Genomic DNA, 19,402 nt, shown 5'->3' with positions numbered 1-19,402 from the left:
AAGAATGATAAGGGGGATTTTGATGGAGAATTTAGTAGAATGGTTAGTAGGGCAAGTGTGGAGTATCGGTTTAGTTGTTTTTGCATTAGGGGCAGGCGTATATTTCACGATTGCAACACGTTTTTTGCAAATCCGTTATTTTAAAGAGATGATTAAACTATTATTTGAAGGAAAGAGTTCAGAGACGGGAATATCATCTTTTCAGGCATTTTGTTTAGCCTTATCGGGAAGAGTTGGAATTGGTAATATTGCAGGGGTAGCGACAGCAATTGCTTTCGGCGGTCCTGGAGCTGTATTTTGGATGTGGGTAATGGCTTTGTTAGGGGCAGCGAGCGCGTTTGTAGAATCAACATTATCTCAAGTATACAAAAGTAAAATGGGGAATGAATATCGCGGCGGTACTCCATATTTCATTGAGAAAGGTTTGAAAATGAAATGGTTTGCAGTCATTGTAGCAGTAGTTGTAACACTTTCATATGGCGTTTTATTACCAGGTATTCAATCTAGTAGTATCGCAGTTGGATTTGAAAACTCTAATGGTATTAGCAAATATATAACTGGTATATTTTTAGTCGTGTTACTAGCAACAATTATTTTTGGTGGTGTAAAGAGAATTGCCGGCGTTTCTCAAATGCTTGTTCCATTTATGGCAATTGGTTATGTAATTGTTACATGTATCATATTAATTGCGAATGTAACGGAGATTCCAAGTATGTTTGCTTTAATTTTCTCTAGTGCATTTGGTGTAAATGAAATGTTTGGTGGAATTGTTGGTATAGCTATTGCATGGGGCGTAAAACGCGCTGTATTTTCAAACGTTGCTGGTGTCGGAGAAGCGACGTATAGTTCGGCGGCTGCTGAAGTATCGCATCCTGCAAAACAAGGATTAGTTCAAGCATTTTCCGTATATATCGATACAATTGTCGTATGTACAGCGACAGCTCTTATGATTTTAATAACAGGTATGTATAATGTTATACCTGAAGGGAAAACCGCTATTGTACAAAACATAGGAAATGTGGAAGCTGGTCCAATTTATACACAACAAGCAGTTGAAACTGTGATAACAGGGTTTGGTCCAATATTTATTTCAATTGCGATTTTCTTTTTTGCATTTACAACGCTACTCGCTTATTACTATATCGCTGAAACAACACTTACTTATTTAGATCATCAACTGAAGTATGGCTGGTTAAAACCAGTTTTAAAATTTGGATTTTTAATTATGGTTTACATCGGTAGCGTTGAATCAGCGTCGCTTTTATGGAATCTTGGAGATTTAGGAATCGGTAGTATGGCATGGTTAAACTTAATCGCAATCTTACTTTTAAGTAAAACCGCATTAAAAGTGTTAAAAGATTATGAAACGCAGAAAAAAGAAGGGAAAGATCCAGTATTTAATCCTAAAAATGTGGGGATTGAAGGATTAACATTTTGGGAAGAAAGAAGTAAAGAGGTTGAAAGAAAAAGTTCTAGAGAAAAAGTTATTGTAGATGATAATTTAAAATTATAACTTAAATTAACTGAAAATTCTTAATTTAAAAGAAGGTATATTACCTCCATTTCATCACATACTACAATAGGTATGGATAATATGACTGGAGGGAATAAGATGGAACATGAGCAACATAGTTCGATAAATGATATTCTACATCATTATAAAGAAGGTATAGGTAGTTTTACAAATCAAATTCCTGAAATCGCTGAGACATATAATGCGTTCACGCAAGCTTGTTTTCAAGAGGGTGCTTTAACAAAAAGAGAAAAGCAACTTATTGCATTAGGAATTAGTTTAGCAACGCAAGATGAGTATTGTACAATTTATCATACAAAAGGTTGTCTTGATCAAGGATGTTCGGATAAAGAGATTCTGGAAGCATGTGGTGTTTCAGCAGCATTTGCTGGCGGAGCTGCGATGAGTCAAGCGGTAACTTTAGTGCAAGAGTGTTTAACAGAACTGAAAAATCAAAAGCATTGAATAAAAAAACGTTTTAAACTTTATGTTTAAAACGTTTTTTATGTGAAATTAAATTTGAGTATAAAAATTATCTAGGATGGGTTCAATTTATGGTTATACAATAATGGGAGAATTTTAAATTTAGTAGGAATGAGAAATAACAACTATTTATTTAGTTTTAAGGTTTTGTAAAAAGCTTCAATTGTTTCATATAATCAATGGCTTTTGTTTTGTTTTTCTGTTTAGAAACATACATACAAATTTTTATCGTTTTCAATTTAATATTCTATATCTTCATAAATAGATTTTTCTACATCAGGAAGAACTGTGTATATACTCTTACCGATTAAAGCTTCTAATTCTTTCTTAATCGCATAAAACCCTTTCCAATGTAAAGATGTATGAGATGTTGTACCATGACGCAAACCAACAGAAATTAATCTTCTTTCCAGCGTAGTAAAGCCATCCGCATCAGCAAGAGCGTCACAAAGAGTAATTACTTTATTGTATAAGTCGTAGTTACAATGTTCATTTAATATTTCAACTAACCGGCTTCTCATATGGTCAGGAACGAGACTCCATTCCGCTGCGATATCTATATGTTCATTTTTGCATGGGAATGAGTGTGTCACACAAATAACAGCGTTTCCTGTATATCCTAAATCATTCATATACATATAACCATCATAGGAATGAATGACCGATTTGGTAAAACCTTTGTATCTTCCGATATCATGCAAAAGGGCAGCGTTATATGCTATGTCAGCATCTAGCTTGTACCCTTTTTTTATAAGTTCTATAATTATGTTTTCAGTTGCATGAGCAACATGTAGTGAATGTTCAAACCAAGGGCCCGGGTTTTGTTCATATGCCCATTCGAGTAATTCTTTTGCGTACGTTCTATCTAATATATATTTCATATCGTTATCCTTTCACAAAAAATCATATCTTAACTATAAATTCCTCTTATTATTTCATTATTCCTTCTTTAAAAATTGTTACAATGAAACAAAAGGGGGAAAAGTAATGCGAAATTTAGTAATTGAAGAAATTAAGAAACTAGAAAATGATATAGAAGAACTTTCGAAACTTTTGAAAATGGTTGTAAATGATGGGGCATCAATTGGTTTTTTGCCTCCACTGGAACAAAAAGATGCAACAAAGTATTGGCAAACAGTATTAGCGCCAGAAGTGATATTGTATGTGGCTAAAATAAACAACGAAGTAGCAGGGAGTATTCAATTACAGTTAGTTACAAAGCCTAACGGAATTCATAGAGCTGAGATTTGCAAATTAATGACTCATCCAAACTTTAGACGTAACGGTATTGGACGAGCGCTTATGCAAAAAGCAGAGGAACGAGCAAAGCAAGAAAACAGGTCTCTTTTAGTATTAGATACAAGAGAAGGAGATCCTTCCAATAAATTGTACAAATCACTAGACTACCAAGAAGTTGGAACAATACCAGGGTATGCAATTTCTCTGAATGGAAAGTTAGATGCTACGGTTATTTATTATAAAAACATTTAAGGTATAATCAAACGGGGAGAGTGCTTAATTATTAGTAAGTGAATAATAAACGACTATTTTTAACACCGTCTATATTTTTCTGGCGGTGTTAAAATAGTTAATTATAATCTAATTAACGCACTAAATGAATTTGAGAAAGTTTTTAGAGGGTTCTTTTAGTAATGATTCTCGTCTTATAATAAATGTAGAGAAGATGACTAGCCAACTATAGTTATTTTCGCTTTATTATGGGAAGGGGATGAAAGAATGAAAAAGAATAGTTTACAAAAGATGAAGAAAGTTATTTTAAGTGGTGGCGTATTACTTACGGGATTATTAACATTTGGATTTTCAGAAAAGGCTTCAGCTCATGGATATGTAGAATCACCAGCGAGCCGATCTTATTTATGTAAGCAAGGGGTAAATGTAAATTGTGGACCGATTCAATATGAACCTCAAAGCGTAGAAGGAATAGGTGGATTTCCGCAACTAGGACCTTCTGATGGACAAATTGCAGGGGCTGGTCATTTTCCCGCTTTAGATGTTCAAACTGTAGATAGGTGGAAGAAAGTTACGTTAAATGGCGGGACGAATACATTCAAGTGGAAACTAACGGCTCCTCATAGTACGAAAGAGTGGAAATACTATATTACGAAAAAAGGTTGGAATCCCAATAAACCTTTGACGCGATCAGATTTAGATTTAGTGCCATTCTATGTGAAAAATGACGGTGGAGCTAGACCAGGAACAACAGTAACGCACGAAGCGAATGTACCAACTGACCGTAGTGGATACCATCTTATTTTAGCTGTTTGGGAAATTGCAGACACTGGAAATGCGTTTTATCAAGTTATAGATGTAAACCTTTTGAATAATGGCTTATCCTCAAATTTCGCTTTTAACAATGTAGTGCAAGCTCCTACACTATTTTAATTGAAACATACATTTCGATCATCTAATTCATTTTAGATGATTTTTTTTATGAAAATGATGAAAAATATAGAAGAAAGTGCAATTATTTATAAAAAAATATGCTTTAAATATTGTCATATTTGCTTCTTTAAGATATCCTTTTCATGAAGAGGTGGAAAACATGGAAAAAGTACTAGTTTTCGGGCATAAAAACCCAGATACAGATGCAATTTGTTCTGCAATTGCTTATGCAGAATTGAAAAAAGAATTAGGAATGAATGCTGAGCCTGTACGTTTAGGCGAAATCAGCGGTGAAACTCAATTTGCGTTAGACTATTTTAAAGTAGAAGGACCGCGTTTTGTTGAGACAGTAGCAAGCGAAGTGGACAACGTTATTTTAGTTGACCATAACGAGCGTCAACAAAGTGCTAACGATATCGAATCAGTTCGTGTGTTAGAAGTTATTGACCATCACCGTATTGCTAACTTTGAAACAAGCGATCCTATATACTATCGTTGTGAGCCAGTTGGCTGTACAGCTACAATCTTAAACAAAATGTACAAAGAAAATGGCGTAACAATTCGTAAAGAAGTTGCAGGTTTAATGTTATCTGCAATCATTTCAGATTCTTTACTATTCAAATCTCCAACTTGCACAGAACAAGATGTAGCAGCTGCTCGTGAATTAGCGGAAATCGCTGGTGTAGATGCAGATAACTACGGCTTAGAAATGTTAAAAGCTGGTGCTGACTTAAGCGGAAAAACAATGGAGCAATTAATCTCTCTTGATGCTAAAGAATTCCAAATGGGTAATGCGAAAGTTGAAATCGCACAAGTAAACGCTGTTGATACAAACGACGTTCTTTTACACCAAGCGGAACTTGAAAAAGTAATTTCTGCAGTAGTAGAAGAAAAAGGTTTAGACCTATTCTTATTCGTTGTAACTGATATCTTAACTAACGATTCTGTCGGTCTTGCGATCGGTAAAGCAGCAAACGTTGTTGAGAAAGCATACAACGTATCACTAGAAAACAATACAGCTACTTTAAAAGGTGTTGTATCTCGTAAAAAACAAATCGTACCAGTATTAACAGAAGCATTCCAAGCTTAATCGTATTGCGTACAGATGAACAGTAAGGACAAGTAGTCAGATTGGCTATTTGTCCTTTTTTATTTATAATAAGCAGAAATTTTTAACTTTTAAACAGTCGCATTGTGTATGCTTAATGATATGGAAGTATTGAAAAGTAAATTACAGGGGCTTTTTGAAAAAATATTGTATCTGTTTCAAAATTAGAGAGCTGGATTTCGGAGGAACTGCGTTTAAACGCTGAAATACAGATGTTGCGTTTAACTTTTTAGAAGAAAGGATATAAAGTTTTGATTAACGAATTAAAATAAGGATAGCGTTAGCTATCCTTATAATCGTTTATTCGTAATATTTTTTCTTGTTTATATAAAATGTGATTATCGTAGTAATGAAGAAAATAGGTATCGCATACACTTGCCCAACAAATAACTTCCAGCCGACATAATTATAGCCTTCAGATGCTGGGATGATAACGGAAATAACGCAAACGATAAAATAGACTAATAGTGCAGGAATAATATTTTTCATTTTTATGAACCTCCTTTATTGTTTTATTAATACATACTTGCATTATAATTTAGTTTCATTATTTTGAAGAAAAAATGAAAAATTTTTTATGGTATTATAATATTTGCAATCAGAGTAATCTATAGTACGCATATGGTAAAATGTGTAATTTTAACTTTCAGAATTATTATATAGTATCTCGAGAAAAAAATGTACAAAATAACGAATTTTATTTACCAAAGTAAAGGGAGTAGAAATATATATGAAAAGGCTATGTATAATTCCATGCGGAAAAAAGAAAATTTGGGATAAACATTCAGACTACGGACCGATGGAAGCAAAAGATGTATATATTAGTCCGTTCGGAAAAGCATGTCAGGCGTACGCAACTATGTTTTTCGAAAACTGGGTTATATTATCAGCGAAACATGGATTTTTAAGACCAAGTGATATTGTATTAGAAAACTATGATCTTGCATTTGATTCAAAAAGCGATGAGGTAATAAGTATAGAGCAATTACAAAAACAGATGGTAGATAAAAGTTTACTACAGTTTGACGAAATCGTCTTACTAGCAGGGAAGAAGCATAAAAAAGTAGTGACAAAGTTATATCCAGAAGAAATGATTACATATCCGCTAGAGGGGTGTAAAGGAATTGGGTATATGTTGCAGAGGTTGAAAGAAGCTGTGAAGGAAAGGGAGGAAATATAGGTGTAGTTTCAGTGATTTTAAACTCTATTTATTTAGGGAGCTGAAAAGTAAAATAGAGTTTTTAGGCATCGCCGAAAGGGTGATGCTTTTTTGTTCGTGTCGTCATTCATGTAAAAGTAATTTAGAGAATAAATCATTCGATTTATGAAGCGATAGCTTTTTTATATCGAAAACAAATTGCATCACTTTTAGAAAATATAGGACGTATGGGCACAGTTAAGATTGTAAGTGGGAATAGCAATAAGACAAGTTTTGAATAAGATATTAAGAAAGGAGATGTTGATGAATAATGGCTAGATATAGTTTGCACGGAGGACACAATAGTATTGTTCAAGGTGCTAATTTCGGGAATCGGAAAGAACACGCTCTAGATAGGCAAGTTAAAGATGCCGTGGCGGCTAAGTTAAGAGCCCTAGGACACACGGTTTATGACGATACGGACGAGGTAGGGGCAACTCAATCACAAAATTTAAATAATATCATTCGGAATAGCAATTCCCATGCTGTGGATTTAGTTATTTCTTTTCATCTTAATGCAAGTGATGGAAATGGACAGGGTGTTGAGGTTTTATATTATGATCAGAAAGATTTGGCGGCTAAAATCTCAGCTCAACTAGCAAAAGATATTGGATGGCGTGATCGAGGTGCGAAACAACGTACAGATTTAGCAGTATTAAATGGAACGAAGGCACCGGCTATTCTTATTGAATTAGGGTTTATTGATAATGAATCCGACATGGCAAAATGGAATGTTGATAAAATCGCTAATTCTATTGTATTTGCTCTTACAGGACAAACTGGAGGAGGTGCAGCGGATTTGCTCAAAGTAAAAACTGGTGGTGTAGCATTTAGTAATTTACAAGCTTTGGCTCAAGCTATGGTTGATGCGGGTATTGATGGACAAATTGTCGTTCAAAAAGATGGCATTGGTTATGCTATAACGAATGGCTATCCGTCCGGGAATATCGATAAATTTACAGCTTGGTTAGATGCACGTAAATGGTACTATGAGTACGTGAGATAAAAGTAGTTTGCTAAATAAAAATAAGAGCCGTCATGTGACGGTTTTTATTTTTATTTAATCTTTTAACTCTACTTATAATATGGAGAAAATAGACTAATAAACAAGCCTTTGTATACTTTCAAACATAGAATATGATGAATTCTATCAAGGAGGAAGCATATTTATGAGAAATACTTGTCATTGTGGACATTTTCAAGATTGTAATAAATTTTGGGATGATTTAATGTTTGGGAGATGTAGATGTAAGCGCAATGATTTTCACGAGTGTTGTTGCAAAGAGAAACCGAAGTGTGAGTGTGAAAAATGTCATTGTAAAACAAAAGCGAAATGCCATTGTAGGCATGAAGAGGAAGGGTATTAATAATAAAAAAGAGTACGATGCGTACTCTTTTTTGGGGTGATTATATTCCATCTTGAACAGATTTCTTTACAATTACCCATGTGTCTTTCTTTTTAACCGTTATAGCTACATTAGTTCCATTAGATTCCTTATAAAAGATATATCCATTGTTTGAGTTTACATATGTAACTGGTTCACCTATGCAATCTCGTGAGCAGGATTTGTTGACCAATTCAATTAAGGATAGTTCACTTGGATCGGTTTTACTGGCTTCTATAACAGCATCAAGGCTTGTTTTTCGATAGCCTTGCAAGTTTATATGAAAAAGCTGCTCTATTTCTCCTGTAATGCTAGTGTTCATTACTTCTACTGAATTCTTTTTTTCTTGAAGAAAGCCGTTTTCATAAAGTAATTTTGTATAGCCAATCCATGCTATTAACACTAGCATGAAAAACATACCCGTCATTTTAAGTATTCGAAGTCGTTTGCTTATAATTGTTTCTGAGTATTTCATTCACTCTAATCCTCCAATGTTTTTAATTTAAAATATGCTTGGATACATACTTTTAGAAGAGGATGAAAGTTAATGAGTTTTTAATAAAAAAGAAAACATCCAGGGTTAGATGCTTTCTTTTTTTGGTATTTTTGGCTATCTGTTAGTTACTTGTTTCATAAGTGGTCTTATTTCTTTAACTGGTGGTTTCTTATCATAGGCATCAACGTAAGAAAAGTAGTAGTTTAAGTTTCTTAGAAGACCTTTTCCTATTTTTGCACTTAAGAAAGGAAAGACTTGTCCGGTATAATCATCGAGAGATTTACAGTAATATTTTTCATCTAAATATATACTGTATTTACATGTTAGTTCTACTAAAGGATTCCCTTCATCATCAAATACTTCTTTAGAATCAATAATATCTATTAGTGCAAATTTTTCATTTAAGTAAACTTTCTTTTTTTTCTCGTGTTTATTTGTAAGTATAAAAACGAGACCAATCGCGTTAATCAAACTATTTCCTCCTATAAAAAACGGATATTAATAAAATATATCGATATAAGCTAAATGTAAAGAGGAGAGGTGAAATATCATGGAGAGAAAACTAAATAAGCCGATTGGTGAGAGCTGATAATCAGTGGGGGATGAACAAACCCCTCACTGATTAAAGTTTCACTTTATTGAAATACTTGCGGGAATTGTTTTACGATTGCGTTTGTTATCATGTCAGCCATTTCTAATGCTTCTTTTTCAATTTTATCGTAAAGTTTTACTCCTGCTTCATAATCTTTATTTAGGAAGGCAAGTGCTTCTGCTTTCGTTAGTGCTAAATGTTCATAAAACATTTTTCTAAATTCTTCTTTATCTATATATGGGTTGATACTGTTAAGAAATTCAATAATTGCGTCACCATTAGCGTACCATTTTTTCTCTATAGCGGCCGCTGCATTTTGATTACCAGCTTTTGCGGCTTTAACAAGATCCGCTGCAATTACTAAGTGATCTTTAATTAATGCACTATATTTTTTTACTGCATCTTCACCGTAAAATGGTTCAAGTGATAGTCCCATATGTGTTGCGTTTTGTAGAAGTCGTCCAACAGTAACGTTAACATCTGGTAAATTAAATACTATACTTATAATAGCCAATCTCGTCCAAGCGACGTGTTGTTCCCATAAAGAACGCATATATCCTTTTAAAAAATTCTCATTTTTACTAATTCGGTAGTTCCGTACGGATAAATCATAGTTTACATAAGGGTTATGGTAGGGGGAGTAATACGATTGCCAATAAGAATACATAAATAGTAACACTCCTTTGAACATGTATAACTCAAAGTATGATGAAGATTTATTTTTAGTTCCGTGTCCTAGATTATTTTTAGGGAATTTGAAATGGAGAAATTCAATGAATGATGTTGTGATATATATGAATAATTTGAATATAAAGTAAAAGAGGGTCTGCAAGGGAAGTTACAGACCCTCAAAAGGGTATTGCCGAGATGTCGGACTCGACTACGTAATGTTATCATAAAATTCTTTTGAAAAAACCTGGTAAATGTGTCCAAATGAAATTGGGACCTTCATACAGTCAAAGGGACCTGCTTCCCGCGGCAGGCCCCAATAACTAGATAATGTCGATGAGCAAAAAACTCATCTGGAGTACTTTTATAGTAACAAGTAAAATGTGTTTTGTGTATTGAGAAAGAAGAATTGCATAATTATATGTGAACAATTTAACTCCCAACAATTTATGATTATCATTAATTGTTGGGAGTTAAATATGGTTATAAAATGGAGAAAAGATTTGGAAGTGAGATTGAGGTGCATAGAAGTATGTAATTATGAAAAAGACCTGCTAATATAAGCAGGTCAACTTAAGGGGTTTATCCAACAGATTATTATATATGTTAACAACTCAATTGTAGTAAGTCTATATGTTTAATATTGAGAAAACTTCTGTGAATAATATATTTTTTGCGCATATATTAACGTTTAAAAAGTTGAGAAAGAAAATTAAAAAGCTTTTTATAAGAGAATAATGGCTGATACTTATAGTATGATTCATATTTCCACGCATCATTATTAGAGAATTGGAGTTGTTTTGTTTTCGTTTTTGCCGTGATGGACCTCGTATTACGATGTTTCATATAGTAACCTCCTGAATTTATATGTATACGATTAGTAGTATTCAAGAAAGGGAAATAAAATGAACATTTAAATTGAAACTCTTTCTTCTTGTGTACTGGATTTACGTTATAAATGTTGTAAAACATATAAAATAATGATGCTAATTCATATTAAATAAGTGAAGAAACATAGAATAATGAAAAAACAATAAGCATCTAATCATCCCTTTCAAGTCGCATAAGTGATTGATATAATAGAAGTAGATGAAAGATAAAGAAAAGCGGGTGACTCTTTTTTGTTTACTAAAGCACAAGAACTTTTAGCGTCCTACTTTGGTTATTCTTCGTTTCGAAGAGGACAAGATGAAACAATTAAAAATGTACTAGATGGGAAAGATACGGTTTGTATTATGCCAACGGGTGGCGGTAAGTCGATTTGTTATCAAATTCCGGCATTAGTATTTGAAGGAACGACGTTGGTTATATCACCTTTAATATCACTTATGAAGGATCAAGTAGATACATTGGTACAGAATGGCATTTCAGCTACATATATTAATAGTTCTATATCTATTGCAGAAGCAAATCAGCGAATTCAATTAGCGAAACAAGGACATTACAAGTTACTTTATGTGGCGCCTGAGCGTCTTGATTCGATGGAGTTTGTTGACCAACTTATCGATATGAAAATCCCTATGATTGCGATTGATGAAGCACATTGTATTTCACAGTGGGGACATGATTTCCGTCCAAGTTATTTACATATACATCGCATATTAGATTATCTTCCAGAAAAACCGCTCATATTAGCATTAACAGCAACAGCAACACCGCAAGTACGTGATGATATTTGTAATACACTTGAAATTAATAAAGAAAATACAATTATGACAACGTTTGAGCGTGAGAATTTATCGTTTTCTGTCATTAAAGGGCAAGATCGAAATGCATATTTGGCGGATTATATTCGTCAAAATCAAAAGGAATCTGGGATTATATATGCAGCTACTAGAAAAGTAGTCGATCAGTTATATGAAGATTTGATGAAGGCAGGTGTTTCTGTATCAAAATATCATGCTGGTATGAGTGATAGTGATAGAAATGAGCAACAAGAACTCTTTTTACGAGATGAAGTAAGTGTAATGGTAGCAACATCTGCATTCGGGATGGGGATTGATAAATCGAATATTCGTTACGTAATTCATTATCAGCTTCCAAAAAATATGGAAAGTTACTATCAAGAAGCAGGACGTGCTGGTCGTGACGGATTAGATAGTACATGTATATTGTTATATTCTTCTCAAGATGTACAAGTACAGCGTTTTTTAATTGATCAATCAACTGGAGAATCACGTTTTTCAAATGAACTTGAAAAATTGCAAAATATGACCGATTACTGTCATACAGAACAATGTTTACAATCATTCATTTTGCAATACTTTGGAGAAGAACCGAAAGAAGATTGTGGACGCTGTGGTAATTGTACAGACAATCGCGAGAGCATCGATGTGACAAGGGAATCACAAATGGTTTTATCATGCATGATTAGAACCAACCAACGCTTTGGAAAGCAAATGATAGCGCAAGTATTAACTGGGTCGAAAAATAAGAAAGTTATTGAATTTAATTTTCATACTTTACCAACGTATGGGCTTTTATCGAACCGTAGTGTAAAAGAGGTCAGTGAGTTTATTGAGTTTTTAATTTCAGACGAGTTAATTGCAGTTGAACATGGCACTTATCCGACGTTAAAAGTAACTGAAAAAGGGAAAGAAGTATTACTTGGTAAAGAGAATGTTTTACGAAAAGAACGAGTAGAGACAAGACAAATTGTTCAAGACCATCCTTTATTTGAAGTGCTTCGTGAAGTACGTAAAGAAATTGCACAAGGAGAAGGTGTACCTCCGTTCGTTATTTTTTCTGACCAAACATTAAAAGATATGTGTGTGAAAATGCCGCAAAGTGATTCCGAATTGTTGACGGTAAAAGGTATCGGAGAACACAAACTTGTGAAATATGGCTCGCGCTTCTTACAAGCAGTTCAGCATTTTATTGAGGAAAATCCAAATTATGCTGAAACGATTAAGACAGAAGTAGTTTCAGAGCGTAAAAAGTCAGGAAAAGCGTCCGCAAATTCTCATTTAGAAACGTATGAAATGTATAAACAAGGTATTGATTTGAATGAGATTGCAAAAGAACGTAACTTATCAAGACAAACAATCGAAAACCATTTAATTCGCTGCTATGAGGATGGAATGGAAGTAGATTGGCAAAGCTTTGTTCCAGCAGAGTATGAATCTCTTATTGAAACTGCCGTTCAAAATGCAGATGGTGGTCTGAAATCTATTAAAGAACAGCTTCCGAATGAAGTGAGTTACTTTATGATTCGTGCTTATTTACAAATAAGAAAGTAGAGGCATATAAAGGGGATAAGAATTTATGTATCATGTTTTCGTTTATGGCACGTTAAGAAGAGGACAAACGAATGCTCATTATATGCTAGGTGCAACATGCATCGCAGACAGAGCTTGGACATATGGAAAATTATTTGATACGAACGAAGGATATCCGGCCATGACTTATTCGATTGAAGAACAGGTGTATGGAGAAGTTTATGTAGTAAATGATGAGATATTGTGTAAGTTAGATGAACTAGAAGAATATACAGGTAATGCGGAGACTGATTTATATGATCGAATCACGCAAACAGTATATGTTGCTGATAGGGAAATTGAGGCATATGTGTATATTGCTCAAGATAAAAAGATGTTAAAGAAAGTTATAGACTCTGGTGACTGGCTTATGTATCAAAAAATATAATAAGGTAGTTTTAAAAATTGGAAAGCAGATAATGACGAATTCATTATCTGCTTTTTATTGTGTGAATAATTGTCGTTCTCTTTTTATTCTTATAGTTCTTAGTACGATTCCAATTCCGAGAAATAAAACAGTAGCAGCGACCCCGCTAATAGGATTTAACCAAAAATCACTACTGTTTGTAAGGGTAATAATCCCTGTTATTGTAACTAAAACAGTAGGAACAGCATCTTCGATCGCATGCATGATAACACATGGCCAGACGGATTTTGTAAGTCTATATATTTCAACATACATAATTGACCAACAAACCATAAGGATACAGCCAGATAAAAGCATATTTAATCTTGAGATAGATTCAAAATATTCATTTGAAGAGCCTCCTTTACTTTTATTTATCCTACTATTTATGGGCAGTAAAACGCCCATTGATTAAATTCTTTCATTTTTACAATGTTTTTTAATAGATAAATTAAATAGGAGACAAATAGAAAGTAGTATCTTTTGCATGCATCATTATACTATATGTGTATTTGTGTGATTTAGATGTTGCATATTCTTTTTAAATTAGAAAGATGAAAAGTAAGTTTTTTCGGAAAATTTAAATGGAAACTATTGACTTTATGATTGGATTTTTAATACAATGATACTTCGACTGAAAAATTAGAACGGACAGGAGGGAATCGTCGAAATGAGCAACATATTTGAAGATGAGTTACAAAAAATGAAGGATACTTTACATACGATGGATGAGCAATTGGATAAGCTTGAAAAAATCCCAGTTTATTATGGAGAAGATTTTAAAGAGCAAATTCTTGAAAGTATGAGGGAGTCTAATAGACAAAACTTACGTATTGGTGTGCAAGAGCCGTACTTTGGAAGGTTAGATTTTCAGGAAGATGGAAAAGAAGAAGTTATGCCGATTTATATCGGAAAAGTAGGGGTTTCGGATATGGACACGATGAAGCCAATCATTATCGATTGGCGGGCACCTGTCGCAAGTATGTTTTATTCATTTACCGGTGGAGACGAATTAGCATTTTATCAATCACCAGATGGGTTAGTAGAAGGTGATGTGTATTTAAAACGAAACATTTCCATTCGAAAAAGAGAACTTGAACGTGTTGTTGATACATATGTAAAAGGAAATGAAGATGTATCGCATGCCGATGATTTTCTTCTATATCGATTAGGTGAGAATAAAGATAATAAGCTAAAGGATATTGTTTCAACGATTCAATCGGAACAAAATGATATTATTCGAGCGGAAAGAAATTTACCATTACTTATTCAAGGGGTTGCAGGGAGCGGAAAGACAACAATTGCTTTACATCGCCTTGCTTTTTTAATTTATGAATATCGTGAACAACTAGAAGCAGAAAGAATGATCGTATTTGCGCCGAATAGTCTGTTTTTAGACTATATTTCGAGTGTACTTCCTGAATTAGGTGTAGGGAATATTAATCAAACAACGTTTCCGGATTGGGCATTACGTACGTTAGATGATTCAGTGAAACTAAAGCAGACAGAAGAAAAATTGAAAGAAGCATTTTCAATTAATCGTGATGAAAAGAAGGTAATGCTAGGTAAATTAAAGGGTACGTTGGAATTTAAGACGTTTATTGAAGAGAGAATGATCCAATTTGAAAATGAGTTAGTTCCGACAAAAGATTTTGAGGCGTGGGATAGAGCGATTATTCCAGTAGAAGATATTAAAAAATGGATGCAAGTTGAATATAAACATTATCCTTTACAGAAAAGAAGAGAACGATTAGTAGGACGAATGAAGCGCTGGATTGAAATTGAGCTTAAAAAATTCGGGGAAACAAACGAGAAAAAATTACTAAAAAAAGAAGCGACTAAGAGACTGAACGCATATATGAAGTTTTGGCCGAAAATGAGTGCTCTTTCACTGTATAGTTCAATAGTAAAAAGTAAAGAAATACTTGAGGTATTACCTGAAGAACTTGTTAAAGAAACAGAAAAGAGTTGTCGTAAAAAAGAAGTGTATGTAGAAGATTTACCAGCTTTAATATACATACATCATCGTATAACAGGGATTGAAATCGGGCAGAAGTTTCATCACGTTGTTATTGATGAAGCGCAAGATTTTTCGCCTTTCCAAGTTTATGTATTAAAAGAAATTACATTAGGTAATTCTTTCACTATATTAGGTGATTTATCGCAAGCGATTTATGATTACCAAGGAATTATCGCAAGCGATTTATGATTACCAAGGAATTGAAGATTGGAATGCTTTTAAGGAAGTATTCCAAGAAACCGGTTATTATGAATTGACAAGAAGTTATCGTTCTACAAAAGAAATTATTGAATTTGCAAATGAAATAATTAAAAATGCAGAAATCCCAGTAGGACTCGCAACACCAGTCTTCCGCAGTGGAGAAGATGTGAAAGTAATTCATGCAGAAAATCAATTTACTGAAATTGTGAAGACGGTAAAACATTTGCAAAATGCAGATGTGAAAACAATTGCGGTAATCGGAAGAACAGAAGATGAATGCCGTGATATATATGTGAAATTAACAAATGCAGGATTAACGGTCAACGTAATTGAAGCAAACCAAAGTAAATATGAAGGTGGTATATCAGTAGTACCTGTCTATTTAGCGAAAGGTTTAGAATTTGATGCGGTGCTTTTAATTGATGTGGATGAAGAACATTACAAAAACACAAAACATGATGCAAAATTACTATATGTCGGATGTACGAGATCACTTCATGACTTATGGATTTTCCATAGTGGGGAAGCGTCACCTTTAATTAAAGGATTAAAATAAAGTGGAACTATAATCAGTGGGGAGTTTTACTGCAAGCTAATGTGGGATAAATATAAAAAGAGGATTTTCTAGTACTGTATGAAAATCCTCTTTTTTATATTGAAATAGTAGACGAATTAATGACTTGAGCTGTTGTGTAAATAATATACAATGACCTTTTCTAATTCCTTAGTTTGTTCTTTTTCCCATATACGAACAGCATCTACTGGAATTTGTGTATGTTTTAACCAATCTAGAATTAAGTGTAGTTGTTCTTGTATTTGACCAATGTTTTGCTCCTTTATGTTCTTATTCTGAATTCTATTAATTAATTGAAGCATATAGGGAAGTTTTTCTATACATTCGCTTAAATCTCCGCAATAACCTGAAGGGAATTCATGAGTACCAAAATCTAAAGTATTGATGTAATTAGAAACTAGGTATATCATAGCTTCTTGTTCGGTATCACCACCTAATTCAATCGCTTTTCGAAGGAATTTTTCTAAATCGTCTTCTTTATTGCTAGAGTCCATATAAATTCCTATCCATCTAAAAGGTCTTGAATCAATCGGGTTGTTTTCTGTCCATCTATATAGAATGTCAATTAGAAAACTATTTAGTGAGAAAGTTAAGACCTCATCTTTTTCGTTTAATGCATCTAAAATAGTAAACAGCGAAATGGCAAACTCTTCTTGATCTTTTGATTCCCATTTCTTTGCATTTGTAATAAATGTTTCTAAATGTTTAAAAGCTAATTTTCGAAGTCCCGCTTCGCGATGCTGACAGTAACAAATAAAATCATGCCAATGCTCATTTGTATTCATATGTATAATAATAGTTTGTAATGCAGTGAGAGGTTTATCCATTATAAGTCCCCAATCTATTAAGCACGTGTTGAAAGTTTAGTGTTATTATATCATTACATAAATTAAAGTGGGAAGAATTTAAGATGGATTTTATTGGTCACGGGATCCAATCGATTGGTAATGTAGCGGTTCTAACAGGACTCATTATTGAATTTGAAGATGAAACGTAAAAAAGTTATTATGTTTATCTGAATATTGAGGGGATATGTTTATTTAATTTTTAGAAAACATAGACTATTAAACTTGTAAATGGTATAATCTTCTTGTTATTGGAATTAAAATCAAAATATTTGAAAATAAAGGATAGGGTTGGTTTTAATGGGGGATTCTGATCACAAAGAAACAAAGGCAATATTAAAGTTATGGTTTATTTATATACCACTTGCATTTGGAGAATTTGTCTTTTCGAATATCATAGATTATTTAAAAAAATAAAGATTTTGCATTTGAAAAACAATTAACCTAATTTAATTGTTTTTTTATTTTTCTCTAATAAACCAAACAAAAATAGAGATTTTGAACAAGATGAAGTTTATGAAGGAAATAACGTTGATTAGGTGCTGAAAACGGGAATCATTCAAGCATGGTAATTCACCGTTTTTATAGCTTCCTATAGTGAGATGTTATGTTCACATCATATGTATACGATATTTGTAACTTAATATAGCATTACTGGAACTTCAAAATTAGTAGTTAAGGTTGTTACCTTTTAGAGTGTTATATATAACTTAGCTAAAAAAGCACAAATCATATAATTTGCGCTGTTCATTATCTGTTTTTTGGTAAAAAATTATAGTTTTTGTCACATTAATACTGTACGATACATAGTATAAAACACATACTGTATGACATATAGTAATGGAAATGAGGTGAGTGAATGGATACTTTATTAAACTCGTTAATTACTGAGTTAAGAAGAGGGACATTAACGTTAGCTGTTTTAAGTCAATTAAGAACGCCGCAGTACGGATATTCACTTGTCCAGTTATTGGAGCAATCAGGGGTTACAATTGATCAAAGTACTTTATATCCACTACTTCGCCGATTAGAAAAGCAGGAATTAGTGACGAGTAGTTGGGATAAAACGGAGAGTAGACCTCGTAAGTACTATGTTTTAAGTGATTATGGATTAGAAATATTTTTGCAGTTGAAAAAAGAATGGATAAAGGATTCGAAAGAACTTTATAACTTATTAAAGGAGGAAGAGAATGAATTTAATTGATCTCTATATCCAAGAGGTTGCGAAGAGATTACCTGAAAAAAATCGTGAAGATATTACACTTGAACTAAGGTCAACTATAGATGATATGTTACCTGAAGATTATAATGAGAAAGATGTAAAGAGCGTTCTCGAAAAATTGGGGAGTCCGGTTTCATTGGCTAATGGTTATTTGGATAGACCGATGCATTTAATTGGACCACGTTATTTTGATGTATATACAACGTTGTTAAAAATGATTATACCAATCGCAGCTGTCATTGCACTCATATCAATGGTTGCAGAAAATTTTATAGGCTATAGTGGTGATCAAGCAGTATTAAATGTTATTTTTCAATTGATAGGTAAAGGCATTGGGGAAATTTTTGAAGTGGGCCTCCATGTATTTTTCTGGTTGACACTTGTGTTTGTTATTTTAGAAAGAACAGATACAGACAAAGGTATCGAGCCGTTGACGACAAGTTTAAAAAAATGGACACCAGATGATTTGAAAAACATCTCATATATCCCAAAGAAAAAAGCAATCTCGAAGTTTGAAGTTTTTGGAGGTTTAATGTGGACAGCAGTTTGGGCTACACTTTACTTTTATGCGAATTATCTTGTTGGCGTATATAACGGTACGGCAAATGGACTGAAGTTTGCCTCGCCAACTTTTAATCAAGATGTTTTATTGCAGTACTGGCCAATCGTTGTAATTATGATCGTTTTTGAAATATGTATATCCCTTTATAAATTAGTGCAGGGACAATGGACGCAAAGATTGGCGATTGGGAATGCTATTCTTCAAATAGCTGGGACGATAGTATTCATTGTAATTGTAGTAAATCCACATGTATTTAACGCAGGGTTTATTACGTATTTGGCAAATGCATTTACTATTTCCCCAGAGGGATTTAAAACGTGGTTAGTTGGCGGTGGAATTGTAATTTACACATTATCTGCTGCAATAAATATATTTGACGGTTTCCGAAAAGCTAGTATTCGTATGTAGATAAAAATCGGAAATTTCGATAAAATAAAACTATTGAAAAGATAGTGATATAAGGTGAAC

19 protein-coding genes and 3 pseudogenes are annotated in these 19,402 nt (G+C 33.3%); 14 read left to right on the top strand and 8 right to left on the bottom strand.

The window, feature by feature from the left end; all coding sequences use genetic code 11:
• Positions 1-22 precede the first annotated feature (22 nt).
• Entirely contained in the window at positions 23-1,513 is a 1,491-nt protein-coding gene (locus tag NST27_RS13605; protein ID WP_047386335.1) for an alanine/glycine:cation symporter family protein, read from the top strand.
• Between the two features lie 72 nt (positions 1,514-1,585).
• The gene (locus tag NST27_RS13600) at positions 1,586-1,978 is read left to right on the top strand and encodes a carboxymuconolactone decarboxylase family protein (RefSeq protein ID WP_001999958.1); all 393 of its coding nucleotides are present in this window, start codon (positions 1,586-1,588) and stop codon (positions 1,976-1,978) included.
• A 257-nt stretch (positions 1,979-2,235) separates the two neighbouring features.
• Here the strand turns inward: NST27_RS13600 and NST27_RS13595 are convergent, their stop codons facing one another.
• Positions 2,236-2,877 carry an HD domain-containing protein gene (locus NST27_RS13595; protein ID WP_000874109.1) on the bottom strand — a complete coding sequence of 214 codons (642 nt, stop codon included), beginning with the start codon at positions 2,875-2,877 and terminating at the stop codon, positions 2,236-2,238.
• A 106-nt stretch (positions 2,878-2,983) separates the two neighbouring features.
• Here NST27_RS13595 and NST27_RS13590 point away from each other — a divergent pair, with 106 nt between their 5' ends.
• The 3 genes from NST27_RS13590 (at position 2,984) to ppaC (ending at position 5,489) form a co-directional block, all read left to right on the top strand.
• On the top strand, positions 2,984-3,487 hold the full coding sequence (locus NST27_RS13590; protein ID WP_001245248.1) for a GNAT family N-acetyltransferase: 504 nt from the start codon (positions 2,984-2,986) through the stop codon (positions 3,485-3,487).
• Between the two features lie 246 nt (positions 3,488-3,733).
• Positions 3,734-4,399: a lytic polysaccharide monooxygenase gene (locus tag NST27_RS13585; protein WP_000742279.1), complete on the top strand. Its 666-nt coding sequence runs from the start codon at positions 3,734-3,736 to the stop codon at positions 4,397-4,399.
• Between the two features lie 160 nt (positions 4,400-4,559).
• Positions 4,560-5,489, top strand: coding sequence for a manganese-dependent inorganic pyrophosphatase (ppaC, locus tag NST27_RS13580; RefSeq protein ID WP_061661873.1), 930 nt, complete (start codon positions 4,560-4,562; stop codon positions 5,487-5,489).
• 318 nt (positions 5,490-5,807) lie between these two features.
• Here ppaC and NST27_RS13575 read toward each other — a convergent pair whose 3' ends face one another.
• Positions 5,808-5,996, bottom strand: a complete 189-nt coding sequence (locus tag NST27_RS13575; protein ID WP_000789487.1) for a DUF4017 family protein — start codon at positions 5,994-5,996, stop codon at positions 5,808-5,810.
• A gap of 241 nt (positions 5,997-6,237) precedes the next feature.
• Here NST27_RS13575 and NST27_RS13570 point away from each other — a divergent pair, with 241 nt between their 5' ends.
• From NST27_RS13570 to NST27_RS13560, 3 genes are all read left to right on the top strand, one after another.
• Complete coding sequence (locus tag NST27_RS13570; protein WP_000824873.1) at positions 6,238-6,687, top strand: DUF6884 domain-containing protein; 450 nt, start codon at positions 6,238-6,240, stop codon at positions 6,685-6,687.
• Between the two features lie 289 nt (positions 6,688-6,976).
• Positions 6,977-7,711, top strand: coding sequence for an N-acetylmuramoyl-L-alanine amidase (locus NST27_RS13565; protein WP_000135276.1), 735 nt, complete (start codon positions 6,977-6,979; stop codon positions 7,709-7,711).
• A 227-nt stretch (positions 7,712-7,938) separates the two neighbouring features.
• The gene (locus NST27_RS13560; RefSeq protein WP_000503012.1) at positions 7,939-8,112 is read left to right on the top strand and encodes a hypothetical protein; all 174 of its coding nucleotides are present in this window, start codon (positions 7,939-7,941) and stop codon (positions 8,110-8,112) included.
• On the opposite strand, the gene NST27_RS13555 is transcribed toward NST27_RS13560, so the two are convergent.
• The 4 genes from NST27_RS13555 to NST27_RS13540 form a co-directional block, all read right to left on the bottom strand.
• Entirely contained in the window at positions 8,113-8,565 is a 453-nt protein-coding gene (locus NST27_RS13555; protein ID WP_000877572.1) for a hypothetical protein, read from the bottom strand.
• A gap of 135 nt (positions 8,566-8,700) precedes the next feature.
• Positions 8,701-9,057: a hypothetical protein gene (locus NST27_RS13550; protein WP_000606231.1), complete on the bottom strand. Its 357-nt coding sequence runs from the start codon at positions 9,055-9,057 to the stop codon at positions 8,701-8,703.
• 164 nt (positions 9,058-9,221) lie between these two features.
• Positions 9,222-9,845 carry a hypothetical protein gene (locus NST27_RS13545; protein ID WP_000287727.1) on the bottom strand — a complete coding sequence of 208 codons (624 nt, stop codon included), beginning with the start codon at positions 9,843-9,845 and terminating at the stop codon, positions 9,222-9,224.
• A 686-nt stretch (positions 9,846-10,531) separates the two neighbouring features.
• Positions 10,532-10,693 (bottom strand): hypothetical protein, encoded by a 162-nt coding sequence (locus tag NST27_RS13540; protein ID WP_000682746.1) that lies wholly within the window; start codon positions 10,691-10,693, stop codon positions 10,532-10,534.
• 275 nt (positions 10,694-10,968) lie between these two features.
• On the opposite strand from NST27_RS13540, the gene recQ reads away from it, so the two are divergent.
• Together recQ and NST27_RS13530 are read left to right on the top strand one after the other, a co-directional pair.
• Complete coding sequence (gene recQ / locus NST27_RS13535) at positions 10,969-13,086, top strand: DNA helicase RecQ (protein WP_000494256.1); 2,118 nt, start codon at positions 10,969-10,971, stop codon at positions 13,084-13,086.
• 25 nt (positions 13,087-13,111) lie between these two features.
• A complete protein-coding gene (locus tag NST27_RS13530; protein ID WP_000274908.1) occupies positions 13,112-13,492 on the top strand; it encodes a gamma-glutamylcyclotransferase family protein in 381 nt (126 codons plus the stop codon).
• 54 nt (positions 13,493-13,546) lie between these two features.
• Here NST27_RS13530 and NST27_RS13525 read toward each other — a convergent pair.
• Positions 13,547-13,861: pseudogene (locus NST27_RS13525) on the bottom strand (CPBP family intramembrane glutamate endopeptidase); the annotation flags it as partial.
• A 319-nt stretch (positions 13,862-14,180) separates the two neighbouring features.
• On the opposite strand from NST27_RS13525, the pseudogene NST27_RS13520 reads away from it, so the two are divergent.
• A pseudogene (locus NST27_RS13520) lies at positions 14,181-16,287 on the top strand (HelD family protein).
• Between the two features lie 116 nt (positions 16,288-16,403).
• Here the strand turns inward: NST27_RS13520 and NST27_RS13515 are convergent.
• Positions 16,404-17,132, bottom strand: a complete 729-nt coding sequence (locus NST27_RS13515) for a hypothetical protein (RefSeq protein ID WP_000360491.1) — start codon at positions 17,130-17,132, stop codon at positions 16,404-16,406.
• A gap of 92 nt (positions 17,133-17,224) precedes the next feature.
• Between NST27_RS13515 and NST27_RS29600 the strand changes: the two are divergent.
• The 3 genes and pseudogenes from NST27_RS29600 to NST27_RS13505 all read left to right on the top strand — a co-directional run.
• Positions 17,225-17,299 (top strand): annotated as a pseudogene (locus NST27_RS29600) (DUF6944 family repetitive protein); the annotation flags it as partial.
• 710 nt (positions 17,300-18,009) lie between these two features.
• Complete coding sequence (locus NST27_RS13510) at positions 18,010-18,354, top strand: PadR family transcriptional regulator (protein ID WP_000380303.1); 345 nt, start codon at positions 18,010-18,012, stop codon at positions 18,352-18,354.
• The gene (locus tag NST27_RS13505) at positions 18,341-19,342 is read left to right on the top strand and encodes an HAAS signaling domain-containing protein (protein WP_001048876.1); all 1,002 of its coding nucleotides are present in this window, start codon (positions 18,341-18,343) and stop codon (positions 19,340-19,342) included. Before NST27_RS13510 ends, NST27_RS13505 begins: the two co-directional genes overlap by 14 nt.
• Positions 19,343-19,402: the final 60 nt, after the last annotated feature.

It is taken from the genome of Bacillus sp. FSL W8-0770 (assembly GCF_038008705.1).
Lineage (GTDB): Bacteria > Bacillota > Bacilli > Bacillales > Bacillaceae_G > Bacillus_A > Bacillus_A cereus.
This window is presented reverse-complemented; position numbering and strand designations above follow the sequence as displayed.

What these genes read in the sequence shown, in the direction of transcription:
- NST27_RS13605 (WP_047386335.1), top strand. Translation starts at nt 23, where the DNA reads ATGGAGAATTTAGTAGAATGGTTAGTAGGGCAAGTGTGGAGTATCGGT.
- NST27_RS13600 (WP_001999958.1), top strand. Translation starts at nt 1,586, where the DNA reads ATGGATAATATGACTGGAGGGAATAAGATGGAACATGAGCAACATAGT.
- NST27_RS13595 (WP_000874109.1), bottom strand. Translation starts at nt 2,877, where the DNA reads ATGAAATATATATTAGATAGAACGTACGCAAAAGAATTACTCGAATGG.
- NST27_RS13590 (WP_001245248.1), top strand. Translation starts at nt 2,984, where the DNA reads ATGCGAAATTTAGTAATTGAAGAAATTAAGAAACTAGAAAATGATATA.
- NST27_RS13585 (WP_000742279.1), top strand. Translation starts at nt 3,734, where the DNA reads ATGAAAAAGAATAGTTTACAAAAGATGAAGAAAGTTATTTTAAGTGGT.
- ppaC (WP_061661873.1), top strand. Translation starts at nt 4,560, where the DNA reads ATGGAAAAAGTACTAGTTTTCGGGCATAAAAACCCAGATACAGATGCA.
- NST27_RS13575 (WP_000789487.1), bottom strand. Translation starts at nt 5,996, where the DNA reads ATGAAAAATATTATTCCTGCACTATTAGTCTATTTTATCGTTTGCGTT.
- NST27_RS13570 (WP_000824873.1), top strand. Translation starts at nt 6,238, where the DNA reads ATGAAAAGGCTATGTATAATTCCATGCGGAAAAAAGAAAATTTGGGAT.
- NST27_RS13565 (WP_000135276.1), top strand. Translation starts at nt 6,977, where the DNA reads ATGGCTAGATATAGTTTGCACGGAGGACACAATAGTATTGTTCAAGGT.
- NST27_RS13555 (WP_000877572.1), bottom strand. Translation starts at nt 8,565, where the DNA reads ATGAAATACTCAGAAACAATTATAAGCAAACGACTTCGAATACTTAAA.
- NST27_RS13545 (WP_000287727.1), bottom strand. Translation starts at nt 9,845, where the DNA reads ATGTATTCTTATTGGCAATCGTATTACTCCCCCTACCATAACCCTTAT.
- NST27_RS13540 (WP_000682746.1), bottom strand. Translation starts at nt 10,693, where the DNA reads ATGAAACATCGTAATACGAGGTCCATCACGGCAAAAACGAAAACAAAA.
- NST27_RS13530 (WP_000274908.1), top strand. Translation starts at nt 13,112, where the DNA reads ATGTATCATGTTTTCGTTTATGGCACGTTAAGAAGAGGACAAACGAAT.
- NST27_RS13515 (WP_000360491.1), bottom strand. Translation starts at nt 17,132, where the DNA reads ATGGATAAACCTCTCACTGCATTACAAACTATTATTATACATATGAAT.
- NST27_RS13510 (WP_000380303.1), top strand. Translation starts at nt 18,010, where the DNA reads ATGGATACTTTATTAAACTCGTTAATTACTGAGTTAAGAAGAGGGACA.
- NST27_RS13505 (WP_001048876.1), top strand. Translation starts at nt 18,341, where the DNA reads ATGAATTTAATTGATCTCTATATCCAAGAGGTTGCGAAGAGATTACCT.